The sequence below is a fragment of the Oceanimonas sp. MB9 genome (assembly GCF_011319775.1).
GTDB classification, from domain to species: domain Bacteria; phylum Pseudomonadota; class Gammaproteobacteria; order Enterobacterales; family Aeromonadaceae; genus Oceanimonas; species Oceanimonas doudoroffii.
The window spans coordinates 323,032-336,111 of the sequence record NZ_VFBE01000009.1 but is presented as its reverse complement, the minus strand read 5'-3'; the positions used below and the strand labels follow the sequence as shown (position 1 = coordinate 336,111).

Below are 13,080 nucleotides of genomic sequence, written 5' to 3'. Positions count from 1 at the left end.
CCTCACCGACTCCTTGATGAAGTAACCGCTTATTTCAGCTTCCAGACCGTCATTTCGGCCAGGGTGTGCTGAAACTTGCGTCGGGTTTCCCGAATCACAAAGGGAATGTCCTGCCGGGCCACCAGTTCAAAGCGCTCGCCCAGCTCCCGCTTCAGGCCGTCCAGGGTGGTAAAGTTCTCGCCGTTGACCTTGATGCCACCCAGCCACTTGGCCCTGGGAGTATATGTATCCAGCCAGGTATAGGGCGAGGTCAGCACCAGGCAGCCACCGGCGTTGAGGCGCGCATGCACCTGAGCCAGAAAGGCCGCCGGATCGTACAGCCGGTCTATCAGATTACCGCAAAAAATGAGGTCGTAGCCGGCAAATTGGGGCTTCAGATTGTGTGCATCACCCTGTACAAATTCGATGCGGCTCGCCACGCCGGCATAGCCCATTTGTTCGAGGCCGGCTTCCCTGAATTCCACCAGCTCGCCCTCGGTGGGAATGGCAAAGCGGGTCTGGCCGCTTTCCTGCAGCTGAACGCCATGCTGAATAAAGCGGGCGGAAAAGTCGATGCCATCCACCCGGTCGAAGTGACGTGCCAGCTCAAAGCTGGCGCGCCCCACCGAGCAGCCCAGATCCAGCGCCCTGCCCCGGTGCACATCGGGCAGGTGGGCCAACAGTGCATTGACGCAGGCCACCGGATAATTGGCCACGCCGAAGTAGCCGTCGCCATAGTGAAATTCCAGGTACTGGGCCACCAGCTCGTCGGTTTCATAGGTGTTTACGGGTTCCACGGGGACCTCGGGGTTGTCGGATTCAATATAACGAAAGCCGGCATGCTGAAAAAAATGCCGGCGAAAGGCATAGCGGGAATAACGGGTGGCCTCATTGCCGGTGGAGATCCAGGAGCCGCCCTTGAACAGGTTGTGCCGGTTGTCAAAGGTGGGGGTGGAAAAGTCGTCATACAAAGGGTGCACCTCAAAACCGGGAAAGCCGTCGATGGGGGTTTCGGTCCATTGCCAGACGTTGCCGGTAATATCAAAGATGCCATCCTGCTCAAAGCGGTTCACCGGGCAGGACGAGGCGTAATGCTCCAGGTTGAGGTTGCCCGGCGCCCGCGTCCAGTCGGTCTGATCCACGTCGATGCGATTGCGCAGCAGGGTCCACTCCGCCTCGGTGGGCAGGCGAATGTGAGTGCCGGTTTGCGTCGCCTTCCAGTGACAGAAGGCCTTGGCCTCGAGGTAGTTCACCTCCACCGGCCAGTCCAGCGGCAGCGGCACTTCTTCCAGCAGGTTACGCTGCCAGTATGCGCCGTTACGCTCAAGCCAGAAGCGGGGCATGCGGGCCTGAGTAAAGCCCAGCCACTGGCGCCCTTCCTCGGTCCAGTATTCGGGTTTTTGGTAACCACAGGCGCGCACAAACTCAAGGTATTCGCCGTTGGACACCAGGAACTGCGAGACCCGGTAGGGCTGCACCTCCACGGTCTTGCTGCCGTACTCGTTGTCCCAGCCATAGGTGGCCACCGAGGCCGGTTTGCCCAGGGTGATGGTGTCGCCGTCCACCGGCAGCAGGGCGTTTTGCGGTGCCGGGCCGGTGTCGCCGCAGGCCGTCCACAACGGGTGGACGTTCAGCTGCGTCAGCGGCAGCATGCGCATGATCACCGAGGAGGTTTCCAGATGAATGCGCTCGTGCTCAATACCCATCAGCACCATCCAGGCGGCGCTGTCGGGCCTGATTGGCAGGGTCAGGGGCATGTTGCTGATAAAGGCATCCACGGTCTCGCGCACCCGCTTGCGGTAGTCCCGAGTGTGGGCCAGGCCGGGCCAGTCGTAGTGGGCGTCGTTGAGATCGTCCCAGGACATTTCGTCCACGCCAATGGCAAACATGGACTCCAGCCGCTCGTCGATGCGCGCCGGCAGGTATTTGCCCAGCACCAGCTTGTTGATAAAAAACACCGCGGTGTGGCCAAAATAGAAAATCAGCGGGTGGCGCAGCGGCTCGGGACGGGAATAATAGGCCTGCTCGGTGGCGATGCAGTCAAACAGCGCCTCATAAAGGCTGAAGGTATGGTGAAAATAACGGCGGATTTCTTCCCGCTTTTGCCCCGGCTCCGTGCCGGTGAGCAGCGGGGTTCGAGTGACGGCGTCTGCCAAGGTGCGCATAAACATGTCCCTGTTCACATTTTTTGATTACGTTACCTTGACGCAGGGAAAATGAGAAGGCCGGGATGTCTGGGTCAAGGGCATTTTACGGCGCCCGGGGTTGTGCTATAACCAATCCCCTCTCAACACAGCTACAGGAAGTAACATGTCTCACGCCGATACTCAGTTCGACAACGTCTCCGTGGTCAAGCAGGCCAATGTCTACCACGACGGCAAGGTCACCAGCCGGGTGGTGAAGTTTGCCGATGGCAGCCACAAGACCCTGGGCATCATGCTGCCGGGTGAATACACCTTTGGTACCGATGCCGCCGAGCTGATGGAAATCACCGCCGGCGATCTGGAAGTTCAGCTGCCGGGCAGCGATCAGTGGCAGCGTATTCAGGGCGGCCAGTCCTTTGAGGTGCCCGCCAATGCCAGCTTCAACCTCAAAATCCACAGCCTGGTGGACTACTGCTGCTCCTACTTCAAGTAAGCGGCGAGGCGGCGGGAAACCGCCGCCACTTGGAATAAATATGCACCAAAATGCCTGCTTTTGGCCTTACACCCTAAATAAAACCACTTTTTCCGATAAAAAATTCACCTAACGCTTTCCTTCGCCTTGCGCCTTCCGTTCGCCTTGTTTACAGTCCGCCCCTCGTTTTGTTGTGGCCGCACCGGGCCAATGCCGTACAGGAACCCGCTTCAATGGAAAGTCCGCATATCAGTTCGCTGATCCCCATTTTTCTGACCCTGCTGCTCTCGCTCACCACCCGTAACGTGGTTATCGGCCTGTTTGCCGGCGTGCTCAGCGGCGTGATCATGCTCAACGACTGGCTGCATCCCCTCGACACCTTTGGCATTCTGGTCAAGGATCACCTGGTGGCCCAGCTTACCGACAGTTATAACGCCGGCGTGCTGGTACTGCTGGTGTTTATCGGCGGCTTTGTGGCGTTGATGGAACAGTCCGGCGGCGGCCAGGCCTTTGCCCGCCGGGTTACCCACTGGGTCAGCAGCAAGTGCCGGGCCCAGTTGTCCGCCTGGCTGGGCGGCATCGTTATCTTTTTCTCGGATCTGGGCACGCCGCTGATCGTCGGCCCGGTATTCCGGCCGTTGTTTGACAAGCTGAAGGTGTCCCGCCAGAAGCTGGCCTTTATCATCGACTCCACCGCCTCGCCGGTGGCCATACTGGTGCCTTTTATCGGCTGGGGCGTATACATCATGGGCCTGCTGCAAAAGGAATTTACCGCCCTTGAGCTGGATCTGAGCGACTGGCAGGCCTTTATTGCCGCCATACCGTTTCAGTTTTACGCCGTGCTGGCGGTCACCCTGGTGCCGCTGATCGCGCTGAGAAAGCTGGACTTCGGCCCCATGGCCGAGGCCGAGCGCGCCGCCCTGCGCGGGGAAATTGCCGCTGGCCCCCTGCATGAACTGCAGCCCTTTACCCACGACAATGCCCGCGCCAGCTTTGTCTGGGCGCCGCTGCTGGTAATGGGGGCGGTGTTGCTGGCCATGCTGGGGCCGCTCGGCTTTCCCTTTGAAAAGGTATCGGGATCGGTATTCCGTGCCGCCCTGTCCACCGCCTACTTCTCCGCCGCCGCCACCCTGATCGTGCTGATGGCAGTGCATGGCGTGCGCCGGGTCAGCGATGGCATTGCCGTCTACCTCAAGGGCATGGGCAACATGATGCAGGTGGCCATTGTGCTTATCCTGGCCTGGACCCTGAGCAGCGTAGGCAAGGAACTGGGCGCCGCCGCCTACATCGCCGAGCAGGCCCAGGCCGGTTTCCCTGCCTGGCTGGTGCCGGCGGTGGCATTTTTGCTGTCGGCCATCATCTCCTTTGCCACCGGCTCGTCCTGGGGCACCTTCGCCATCATGCTGCCGCTGGTGATTCCCACCGCCATCGCCATCGACGCGCCGCTCTATGCCTGCATCGGTGCCGTGCTGTCGGGGGGCCTGTTTGGCGATCACTGCTCGCCGATTTCGGAAACCACCATATTGTCGTCCACCGGCTCGGGCTGTGATCAGTTTGAACACTTCCGCACCCAGCTGCCCTACGCCCTGCTCAACGGCGGCATTGCCCTGAGCGGCTTCGTGCTCGCCGGGTTCAGTGCCAGCCCGCTGATCCTCGCCGGAGCCATTGTCGTTCAGCTACTGCTGGTGACCCTGCTGGCCCGGCGCCAGCGTCAGCTGCAGGCCCAGCCGGCCTGAATCTCGGGGCCGGTCAGCCGGCCGCGTCGTCATGCGGCCGCACGCTGAGCCGGTTGCGCCCCTGCTCCTTGGCCCGATACAGCGCCCGATCCGCCTCCCCCACCAGGGTTTCAAAGCGCGCATCCGGGCGTGGCACACAGGCCGCCACGCCCAGGCTCAGGGTCACCCGGCCATGCACCGACTGCCGGTGGGGAATATTCAGCTCCCGCACCGTCGTCAGTAACTGTTCGGCCACCTGCCGGGCCTGCTCCCTGCTCAGCCCCGGCAGCAAGACAATAAACTCCTCGCCGCCATAGCGGGCCACCATGTCGCCTTCCCGGTGCAGCCGCCCGGCCAGCGCCTGGGCCACCCGGTGCAGGCACTCGTCGCCGCACTGATGGCCGTATTCATCGTTGTATCGCTTGAAGTCGTCCACATCCCCCATGATCAATGCCAGCGAGCGCTTCTCGCGCTGAGCCCGCCGCCATTCGGCCTGAAAATGCCGGTCAAAACAGCGCCGGTTGGCAATCTGGGTGAGTTCGTCCAGCTCGCTCAGGCGATGCAGCGACAGGTTCATCTGTTGCAGTTCACGGTTGGCCAGAGCCAGTTTTTGCTCCGCACTTTGCCGGGCCCGCACAAAGGCCTCAAAGGTCCCTCCCATACGGCTGATTTCATCATCGCCGTCGGTGGGAATGGGCGGCCCCTCCCCCTGCCAATGGGCCTGCATGGCCCGGCTGAGACGATTGATGCGCTGAATAATGACCCGGCGAATGTAAAACAGGGCCCCCAGGGTGATCAGCACCAGCACCAGTGACGCGGACAACAACCCCGCCAGGGAACGGTGCATCAGTGCCTTTTGTTGCTGCAGGGCCTCCCCGGCCGATACTTTGAGCCGCTGGTGATAACCAAAGGTGGCGCTGGTGAGCTTCTGCGCCAGCACGCGAGTTTGTCGCGCCGTGGCCAGGGTGGCGCGGCCATGGCGCAGCAGCGGTGAACGGCTGGCAAAGACGTCCGGCAGCTCCTGGGCGAGCTGCTCCCGCAGGGCAATAAAGTCGGGGTGGGTGAGCGGCAATGCCATCATTTCCTGCATTTGCTGACGGCAATAGCGGGTCAGCCGGGCGATATGGCCGGGACGCTCGGCGCTGAGGGCAGCGGCGGCGTAACCCAGCCCCGCCAGGGCCTGGCCGACAAAACGCCGCTCCGCCCCCGGCAAGGCCTCGCCCTGCTCCAGCGTCGACACCCGCTGCAGCAACAGGAACAGCATGTCCACCCGCTGAAACTGGGTCGCCTGCAGCTCCTGCTCGGCGCGCAGGCGCTCGTTGAGGCGATCCAGACTGCTGAAAAACGGCGTCTGCCAGCGATCCAGGGCCTGGGTATCGGCCTCAGACAACGGTTCCAGCCGTTTGCGGGTGGCCTGGTAAATCTGGGCCAGGTTATCCACCCGGCGGTTGCCGGCACTGATGGATCTGTCATTGCCCACCAGCAGTTCATAGACCTCGGCGGCGATGGACTCCGCATCCCGGGTCAGCTCGGCGGCGATCATGGCGCGTTCGAAATGGCTGCCCAGGGTTCCCACCAGTACGGTGTACTGGTGATAGATTACATAGGCAAACAGCGACGCCGACAACAGATAAAGGCTGAAGACCAGCATGATCACCAGGCTGAGGCGCCGTCCCAGGCTCTGGTGCACCCTGCCCTTTCGAGTCCGGCTCACGAGTGCGGCCGCTTACCGAAACAGGGGCGCATACAGCAGCCCCCCCCTGGACCAGGGCTGGTTCAGTCCCGGTGCCACGTTGACCGGCGTGCCCGGCCCGAAGTGGCGCTGATAAATTTCACTGTAATTACCCACGCTGCGAATGGCCTGATAAGCCCAGTCGGCGGGCAACCCCAGCCTCTCCCCTACATTGCCGCTCACGCCCAGCAGGTTTTGCACTTCGGTGTCGGTGCTCTGGCGGCGCACCGCTTCCACACTGGCCTGGGTGATGCCCTTGTCATCGGCCAGGATCAGCGCGTGCACCACGGAGCGGATCACCCGCACCCAGCGGTCATCATCATTTCTGACCATGGGGCTGATGGGCTCCCGAGAGAGCAGTTCGGGTAAAATGTAATACTCATCGGGGTTGTCGGCCCGGTGCGCCCGGTTGATGGCCAGGTTGATGCGGTCGGCGGTATAGGCGTCACAGTGCCCCCGAAAAAAACTGTCGCCATTGGAAAACAGCACCTGGGCATGGATCTGATCCCGTTCCAGCAGGCTGAGCAGGTGGCTGTGAGTAGTGGTGTTTTCGGTCACGCAAATGGTTTTGCCCTGAAGATCCGCCAGCGCGGTGATGCCCGAGCTTCGGCGTACCATCAGCCCCTGGCCGTCGAAGAGATAGATGGCGGGAAAGGCCACCCGGTAATGATCTTCCCGCCCCAGGGTCCAGGTGGCGCTGTACATCACCACATCGCTGCGCCTGTGTTCCAGGGTGGAAAAACGGCTGGTGGCATCCACCTCCACAAACTGCACTCGGGTTGGGTCGCCAAACAGGGCGGCGGCGGTGGCTCGGCAAAAGTCGACATAAAAACCGCGCCAGACGCCGTTTTCGTCAATGGCGCTGCGTCCGGGATCATCGGGAAAGACCCCGCACCGAATGTCACCATGATTCATGACCTGGGGCAGGGTCTCGGCCCGAGCCGACAGGCCGGTCAGCATAAAGGCAAGCAATAGCAGTGCAAGAAGCGGGTTACCCCGTCGTTGAGCCGGCATATTCACATCCTTGTCGTCGATTTTCCGTTGCTGTCAGCATGTACCATTTTGGCCGTATTGGCATAATGACATTGCCATTCGGCACCTGACCTGTCCATTTTTTAATCATGTCGTTCACCCTTGATGGCCGAGCCCGGCCCGGCCATCAACGACTATTCTGATGATAGGTTGTTAACCCGAGGAGCGGCCCATGCTCATTACCCTTTCGGTCCGGCTGGAGTCCGGCATGTATGCCCACCACGACTGGGGCTGCGAACTGGACATTGATGATCAGGCCTCGCTGCATGATCTGCATCTCGCCATTCAGCAGGCGGTACACTTTGACAACGATCACCTCTATGCCTTTTTTATTTCCCGCAAGACGCAGGGCGCCGAGCGCCAGCTGTTCGATGGCGAAGAATTCTCCCACGGCGCCAGCATTGCCTCGCTCTTTCCGCTGCCCGCCGGCAAAAAACTGTTCTACTGGTTCGACTTTGGTGACGACTGGATTTTTCAGGTGGGCAAATCCCGCAAGCGCCCGAAAGACGCCGGCCCCGATGCGCCTTACCCTCGCGTCAGTGGTGAAAGCGGCACTCGTCCGGTGCAATACGAAGGCTATGACCCCCATGCCGAACCCGAATGGTAAGTGGCTGACGGCACTGCTGCTGTGGCTGCTGACCGCCCCCCTGGCAGCAGCAGACTACACCGTACAGACCCTGGCCACCGGCCTGCATCATCCCTGGGGGCTGGTGGAGCTGCCCGACGGCCGCCTGCTGGTCAGCGAGCGCCGGGGCCGGCTGTTGCGTCTTGGGCCCGACGGCGAACGGCACAGTCTGTCCGGCCTGCCGCCCATCGCCGCCGGCGGCCAGGGCGGGCTGCTCGATCTGGCCCTGCACCCCGACTTTGAACGCAACGGGTGGCTCTATTTCAGTTTCAGCCAGCCCGGCCCGGGCGGAGCCAGCACCGCCGTGGCCCGGGCCAGACTGACGGCTGACGGGCTTAAAGACGTTGAGCCGGTGTTTGTGCAGCACCCCAAAACCCACGGCCGCGCCCATTTCGGCTCCCGGCTGGCCTTTGATGCCGACGGCTTTCTGTTTATCACCACCGGCGACCGCTACCACAGCCGGCATCAGGCACAGCGGCTGGACAATCACCTCGGCAAGATCATTCGCCTGCACGACGACGGCGGCGTGCCCGCCGACAACCCCTTTGTGAACAGGCCCGGTGCCCTGCCCGAAATCTGGAGCCTGGGCCATCGCAATGTGCAGGGTGCCGCCATCCATCCCGGCACCGGGGTACTGTGGATTAATGAACACGGCCCCCAGGGGGGCGACGAGGTCAACCGCATTCGCAGGGGCGCCAACTATGGCTGGCCGGTGGTGACCTTTGGCGAGGAATACGGCGGCGGCGTTATCGGCGAAGGCAACCGCAAGGCGGGCATGGAAGACCCGCTCTGGGTGTGGGTACCCTCCATCGCGCCTTCGGGCATGCTGTTTTACACCGGTGACGCCTTTCCCGGCTGGCGCGGCAATCTGTTTGTGGGCGCCCTGGCCAAGCGCCGTTTGGTGCGGCTGGCACTGAAAGGTGAGCGGGTGATGAGCGAGCACCATCTGCTGCAGGAGCGGGATTGGCGTATTCGCGCCCTGGCCCAGGCCACCGACGGCGGTATTCTGGTGCTGACCGACGCGCCCGACGGCCGTTTGCTCAAGCTGGTGCCGGCCGCAGCCAAGGGCTGATTTTGCCGCCGAAATGGGGTAACCTGTAACAACTGTACTTTATTTAAGTTACTTTTGTGAACAATAAGGAAGCGATATGAGCGACAAGATCTGGAACGTCTACCTCTCCGGCGAAATCCACACCGACTGGCGCGAGCAAATCATCGCCGGCTGTGAAGCCAAGGGCCTGAAGGTACGCTTCAGCTCCGCCGTGACCGATCACGACGCCAGCGACATGGTGGGCGTGAACATTCTGGGCAGTGAGGAAGACAACTTCTGGCGTGACCGCAAAGCCTCCGGCATTAACAGCATTCGTACCTCCACCCACATTCGCGAAGCGGATTTGGTGGTGGTGCGTTTCGGCCCCAAATACAAGCAATGGAATGCCGCCTTTGACGCCGGCTTTGCCGTGGCATCCGGTGTGCCCATCATCACCCTGCACGACGCCGAGCACGATCACCCGCTCAAGGAAGTGGACGAAGCCGCCAAGGCCACCTGCCGTCACCCGGAACAGGTGGTGGAGATCCTGGCCTACCTGATGTCCTGAACCGTCACACCCCATTAAGCCTTAAAAAACGGAGCCTTGTGGCTCCGCTTTTGCATTGCTGTGCCGGTTTCTGTCGGCCGGTGACCGTTCGTTCCTTGGCCACCACAGGTTCTGTTTTACACTGGGGGCGAACATCACTGAACAGGTTAAGTCTTCATGAATGCCCGCCTCCTTCCCCTGCTGCTGACCCTGACCACGCCGCTGATGGCCGCCGAGCCGGTCTCTCAAGACGCGAACAGGCGAGGTCCGGTCTGGGTAGATGTACGCAGCGCCGAGGAATATCAGCAGGATCACTTGCCGGGGGCGGTGCTCATTCCCCACACCCACATCGCCCGGGGGGTGACCGAACGCTTTCCCAACCGCGAGACCCGCATCAACCTTTACGGTCAGGATGGCCGGCGTTCGCGCATGGCCATGGAAGCCCTGCAGGCACTGGGCTACCACAGGGTAGAGGACTTTGGCAGCCTGAGTGCACTGCGGGGCTCGGCGCCGCCCGCCCCTTCGCCCCGGCTGCAACCCGCCGGTCACACCCTGCCGGCCCGATAAGCGAGCCGGCTGAGGCTCAGAGTTCCCGTTCGCGCAGACCAACCTTGAGTACACGGTCGCCGTCCACGTCCGCCACCGTCCAGACCATGCCGTAACGCACGAAGTGATCCCCCACCACGGGATGGCCACTGCTGTGAGCCAGCACGAAGTCACCCAGGGTCAGTTCCAGCTCGTCTTCTGCCACGTCCACGCCGTACATCAGTGCCACATCGCCCATGCGGGCGTCGGCGGCGAGAATAAAGTCGCCAAAGAAGGCCCTGGCCTTCTCCCGCGCCGTCTCCAGATCGCCGCCAAACATGTTGTTGAGGGTTTTCAGGTGGGTGCTGCGGCCGATCACGCAGAGCATGTCATTCATCGCCAGCCGAGTGCTGCCCGAAGCCGGCAGCAGGTGCTCTCCTCGAAACACCGCCGCCACCCGGCAGTGGGGCGGAAAGGTCAGCTGGCGGACCACCACGCCGTCCAGGGACTGGCTGTCAACACGGTACAGGAACATCTCGAAGTCGTTTTCCTTGAAAATGCCCAGCATGGAACGCCGCCGGGGCGCCGGCTCGGGGGGCACTTCCACACTCAGCCAGCGGGCCACCGGCGGCAGGCTGGAGCCCTGCACCAGCAGGGAGATCAACACCACGAAAAAGGCCACATTGAACAGTATGTTGCCTTCTTCGATGCCCGCCATCAGCGGAAAGATGGCCAGCACAATGGGCACGGCGCCGCGCAACCCCACCCAGGAAATAAATCCCAGCTCCCGCGCGTTAAAGCGGAAAAACGGCAACAGCGAGGCCAGCACCGCCAGCGGCCGGGCAATAAAGATCATGGCCAGGGCGATCAGGCTGGCGGGCAGCGCCATGGCCCACATGTCGGCGGGGGACACCAGCAGCCCCAGGATCAGGAAGAGGCCAATCTGACTGAGCCAGGCCAGGCCATCGAACATCGGCAGAATCGACTCCAGGTTACGCAGCCGGGAGTTGCCCAGCACCAGCCCGGCCAGGTACACCGCCAAAAAACCGCTGCCTTCCAGCACCGCGGTCAACGCAAACAGGGCCAGGCCAAAGCCGGCCACCAGCAGTGGATACAGCCCGGAGACCAGGTGAATGCGGCGAATCAGCTGCACCAGCAGCCAGCCCCCCGACAGCCCCGCCAGGGTGCCCACGCCGAACTGGCTCAGCAGAAACAACAGGGCATCGCCGGTGCTGTCCATCTCGCCGGTGATCAGCGCAATCAGGGTCAGGGTCAGGAAAATGGCCATGGGATCGTTGGTACCCGACTCGATTTCCAGGGAAGCGCCGACCCGCTGGTTGAGCTGCATGCCCCGCCCTCCCAGCAGGGAAAAAACCGCCGCCGCGTCGGTGGAGCCGACAATGGCTCCCAGCAGCAACCCCTGCAGCCAGCCCAGCTCCAGAATGTAGACCGCCAGCATGCCGGTAATGCCGCTGGTGATCACCACCCCCAGGGTGGCCAGGCTGAGCGCCGGTTTTAGCCCCACGCGAAAGGTATCCATGCGGGTGCGCATGCCGCCGTCAAGCAGAATAATGGCCAACGCCAGGTTGCCTACCGAATAGGCCAGGGAATAACTCTCGAACTGAATGCCACCGGGACCGCTCTCACCGGCCAGCATGCCGATCAGCAAGAAAATAAGCAGTATGGGAATGCCCGAGCGCGCCGACACCAGGGTGGCCAGTACACTCAGGCACAGCAGGGCGCCGGCCAGCAAAAACAGGTGTTCGATATTATTCAATATGATTATTCCGATTCTTTTTAGATATGAATGTTATATCACAGTCGGGGCGGCCCCCTAAAAGTGAATTTTTAGTGATTATTTAAAAATATAAATTCAATTACCGCTTTTCCATTCGTTCAGCACCTGTTCGTAGCAGGCCAGATCGGCGGCGCCGAACAGCACAAAACGCACCCGTTTTACGCTCGGGCAGGCGGGCAGGGTCGCCAGCACCGTCTCGACGGCAATGCGCGCCGCCGGCGCCAGCGGATACCCGAAAATGCCGGTGGAAATGGCCGGAAAGGCCACCGACTCGGCGCCATGGTCCTCGCACAGGATCAGTGCCTTGCGATAGCAGGAAGCCAGTAACGCAGGGGCCGGCTCGTCCACGCCGTAGACGGGCCCCAGGCAGTGAATGACATGTGCATTGGGCAGACGGTGGCCGCCGGTGAGCACCGCTTCTCCCGGCCGAATCGGCGCCAGTGGCCGGCATTCCTGTGCCAGCCCGGGGCCGGCGGCCCGGTGAATGGCCCCGGCTACACCACCGCCCGGCAACAGGGCGCCGTTGGCGGCATTGACGATGGCGGCCATGTCGGCCTGCTGCGTGATATCGCCCTGTACGCACTCGATGGCGACGCCAAGGTGCCACAATGTCATGACTCACCTCCCTCATCCGCCGGGCCACGATGTTGACGCCGCAGGGCTCGTCCCAGGGTATGAAAGTAACGACCAAAGGCGGCGTTGCAGCGGGCGCGCTGCTCGCCCTGAGGATACAAGCCCAGCTCCGCCTCCCGAGTGGCTTTGGTGCCCTTGACCAGAAAGCCGTTCTTGATGGCGGCATCCTGTATAAAAGCCTCAAAGGCGCGGGCGCACAACTCCTCGGGTCGACTGAAATATACCATACCCTTCTGCTCGTCCACCCGTGCCGAGGCATAAAACAGCGGGCTGGGCCCGGTGCCGTCTTCACTCAGCAGCACGGCGGCAAAGCAGGCAAACAGCATGTCGTTAAGCGGGTGCGCCAGGGTGGCGGCGTTGTTGAGCCAGGCCTGGGATGCCAGGGTATGGCCGGTAACCCCGGCCAGGGCCTTGCCGGCCATATAGTGATCAAAGGCGTGAAACCACTCATGGGCAATGCTGCCGGGGCCAGCATTTTTGGCCAGGGAAAAACAACGGGTGGCGGGGCTGTAATGGGCGGATACGCCCGGCCGGCCACCGGTGCCGTATTGCAGCGACAGGGTGCCGCGCAGGGAAATGAGTGACTCGGGGCCCTGCAGGATCAGCATGAGATCACACAGGGCATTATAAAAGTGGCCGGCCGCGGCCTCGCGCTCGGGTCGCGTCACCCAGCGGCCGATTTCAATGCTGCGAAAATCAAAGCGCCGGCGAACATGCACAAAATCCACCGGCTCATTTGAAAGGTGGTCAGGCCCGTTACGATAAAACCTGTTGTTGGGGGCCCAGTCACCCATTCGCATGCCGCCTGTTGTCACTGTTACCGCTTCAGCTTACCGCAACTGATGCCG

The 13,080-nt window shown here is 62.0% G+C and carries 12 protein-coding genes; 6 read left to right on the top strand and 6 right to left on the bottom strand.

The window, feature by feature from the left end; all coding sequences use genetic code 11:
* Nucleotides 1–29 precede the first annotated feature (29 nt).
* Entirely contained in the window at nucleotides 30–2,150 is a 2,121-nt protein-coding gene (gene ovoA, locus OJHNALOF_RS12955; protein WP_165662273.1) for a 5-histidylcysteine sulfoxide synthase, read from the bottom strand.
* A gap of 139 nt (nucleotides 2,151–2,289) precedes the next feature.
* Between ovoA and OJHNALOF_RS12950 the strand changes: the two genes are divergently transcribed.
* Nucleotides 2,290–2,616: a pyrimidine/purine nucleoside phosphorylase gene (locus OJHNALOF_RS12950; RefSeq protein WP_094198798.1), complete on the top strand. Its 327-nt coding sequence runs from the start codon at nucleotides 2,290–2,292 to the stop codon at nucleotides 2,614–2,616.
* Between the two features lie 212 nt (nucleotides 2,617–2,828).
* Nucleotides 2,829–4,331 (top strand): Na+/H+ antiporter NhaC family protein, encoded by a 1,503-nt coding sequence (locus OJHNALOF_RS12945; protein WP_165662272.1) that lies wholly within the window; start codon nucleotides 2,829–2,831, stop codon nucleotides 4,329–4,331.
* 13 nt (nucleotides 4,332–4,344) lie between these two features.
* Here the strand turns inward: OJHNALOF_RS12945 and OJHNALOF_RS12940 are convergent, their stop codons facing one another.
* Both OJHNALOF_RS12940 and OJHNALOF_RS12935 read right to left on the bottom strand, forming a co-directional pair.
* Nucleotides 4,345–6,024: a diguanylate cyclase domain-containing protein gene (locus OJHNALOF_RS12940; protein ID WP_370462325.1), complete on the bottom strand. Its 1,680-nt coding sequence runs from the start codon at nucleotides 6,022–6,024 to the stop codon at nucleotides 4,345–4,347.
* A 12-nt stretch (nucleotides 6,025–6,036) separates the two neighbouring features.
* Nucleotides 6,037–7,056: an amino acid ABC transporter substrate-binding protein gene (locus OJHNALOF_RS12935; RefSeq protein WP_165662271.1), complete on the bottom strand. Its 1,020-nt coding sequence runs from the start codon at nucleotides 7,054–7,056 to the stop codon at nucleotides 6,037–6,039.
* A 190-nt stretch (nucleotides 7,057–7,246) separates the two neighbouring features.
* On the opposite strand from OJHNALOF_RS12935, the gene OJHNALOF_RS12930 reads away from it, so the two are divergent.
* The 4 genes from OJHNALOF_RS12930 (at nucleotide 7,247) to OJHNALOF_RS12915 (ending at nucleotide 9,843) form a co-directional block, all read left to right on the top strand.
* Nucleotides 7,247–7,681 (top strand): hypothetical protein, encoded by a 435-nt coding sequence (locus OJHNALOF_RS12930; protein WP_094198795.1) that lies wholly within the window; start codon nucleotides 7,247–7,249, stop codon nucleotides 7,679–7,681.
* Nucleotides 7,662–8,771, top strand: coding sequence for a PQQ-dependent sugar dehydrogenase (locus OJHNALOF_RS12925; RefSeq protein WP_165662270.1), 1,110 nt, complete (start codon nucleotides 7,662–7,664; stop codon nucleotides 8,769–8,771). Before OJHNALOF_RS12930 ends, OJHNALOF_RS12925 begins: the two co-directional genes overlap by 20 nt.
* Before the next feature lie 76 nt (nucleotides 8,772–8,847).
* Nucleotides 8,848–9,297 carry a YtoQ family protein gene (locus OJHNALOF_RS12920; protein WP_094198793.1) on the top strand — a complete coding sequence of 150 codons (450 nt, stop codon included), beginning with the start codon at nucleotides 8,848–8,850 and terminating at the stop codon, nucleotides 9,295–9,297.
* A gap of 156 nt (nucleotides 9,298–9,453) precedes the next feature.
* Nucleotides 9,454–9,843 carry a rhodanese-like domain-containing protein gene (locus tag OJHNALOF_RS12915; protein ID WP_165662269.1) on the top strand — a complete coding sequence of 130 codons (390 nt, stop codon included), beginning with the start codon at nucleotides 9,454–9,456 and terminating at the stop codon, nucleotides 9,841–9,843.
* Between the two features lie 16 nt (nucleotides 9,844–9,859).
* Here the strand turns inward: OJHNALOF_RS12915 and OJHNALOF_RS12910 are convergent, their stop codons facing one another.
* The 3 genes from OJHNALOF_RS12910 to OJHNALOF_RS17120 all read right to left on the bottom strand — a co-directional run bounded on the left by OJHNALOF_RS12910 (nucleotide 9,860) and on the right by OJHNALOF_RS17120 (nucleotide 13,026).
* Nucleotides 9,860–11,578, bottom strand: coding sequence for a potassium/proton antiporter (locus tag OJHNALOF_RS12910; protein ID WP_165662268.1), 1,719 nt, complete (start codon nucleotides 11,576–11,578; stop codon nucleotides 9,860–9,862).
* Between the two features lie 96 nt (nucleotides 11,579–11,674).
* On the bottom strand, nucleotides 11,675–12,214 hold the full coding sequence (locus tag OJHNALOF_RS12905) for a macro domain-containing protein (RefSeq protein WP_165662267.1): 540 nt from the start codon (nucleotides 12,212–12,214) through the stop codon (nucleotides 11,675–11,677).
* Entirely contained in the window at nucleotides 12,211–13,026 is an 816-nt protein-coding gene (locus OJHNALOF_RS17120; RefSeq protein WP_165662266.1) for a CLCA_X family protein, read from the bottom strand. The genes OJHNALOF_RS12905 and OJHNALOF_RS17120 overlap by 4 nt, the downstream gene beginning before the upstream one ends.
* Nucleotides 13,027–13,080: the final 54 nt, after the last annotated feature.

Excerpts from the sequence above, each read along its gene's own strand:
- OJHNALOF_RS12925 (WP_165662270.1), top strand. The coding sequence starts at position 7,662 with ATGCCGAACCCGAATGGTAAGTGGCTGACGGCACTGCTGCTGTGGCTG.
- OJHNALOF_RS12905 (WP_165662267.1), bottom strand. The coding sequence starts at position 12,214 with ATGACATTGTGGCACCTTGGCGTCGCCATCGAGTGCGTACAGGGCGAT.
- OJHNALOF_RS12945 (WP_165662272.1), top strand. The coding sequence starts at position 2,829 with ATGGAAAGTCCGCATATCAGTTCGCTGATCCCCATTTTTCTGACCCTG.
- OJHNALOF_RS12935 (WP_165662271.1), bottom strand. The coding sequence starts at position 7,056 with ATGCCGGCTCAACGACGGGGTAACCCGCTTCTTGCACTGCTATTGCTT.
- OJHNALOF_RS12915 (WP_165662269.1), top strand. The coding sequence starts at position 9,454 with ATGAATGCCCGCCTCCTTCCCCTGCTGCTGACCCTGACCACGCCGCTG.
- OJHNALOF_RS12920 (WP_094198793.1), top strand. The coding sequence starts at position 8,848 with ATGAGCGACAAGATCTGGAACGTCTACCTCTCCGGCGAAATCCACACC.
- ovoA (WP_165662273.1), bottom strand. The coding sequence starts at position 2,150 with ATGTTTATGCGCACCTTGGCAGACGCCGTCACTCGAACCCCGCTGCTC.
- OJHNALOF_RS17120 (WP_165662266.1), bottom strand. The coding sequence starts at position 13,026 with ATGGGTGACTGGGCCCCCAACAACAGGTTTTATCGTAACGGGCCTGAC.
- OJHNALOF_RS12930 (WP_094198795.1), top strand. The coding sequence starts at position 7,247 with ATGCTCATTACCCTTTCGGTCCGGCTGGAGTCCGGCATGTATGCCCAC.
- OJHNALOF_RS12950 (WP_094198798.1), top strand. The coding sequence starts at position 2,290 with ATGTCTCACGCCGATACTCAGTTCGACAACGTCTCCGTGGTCAAGCAG.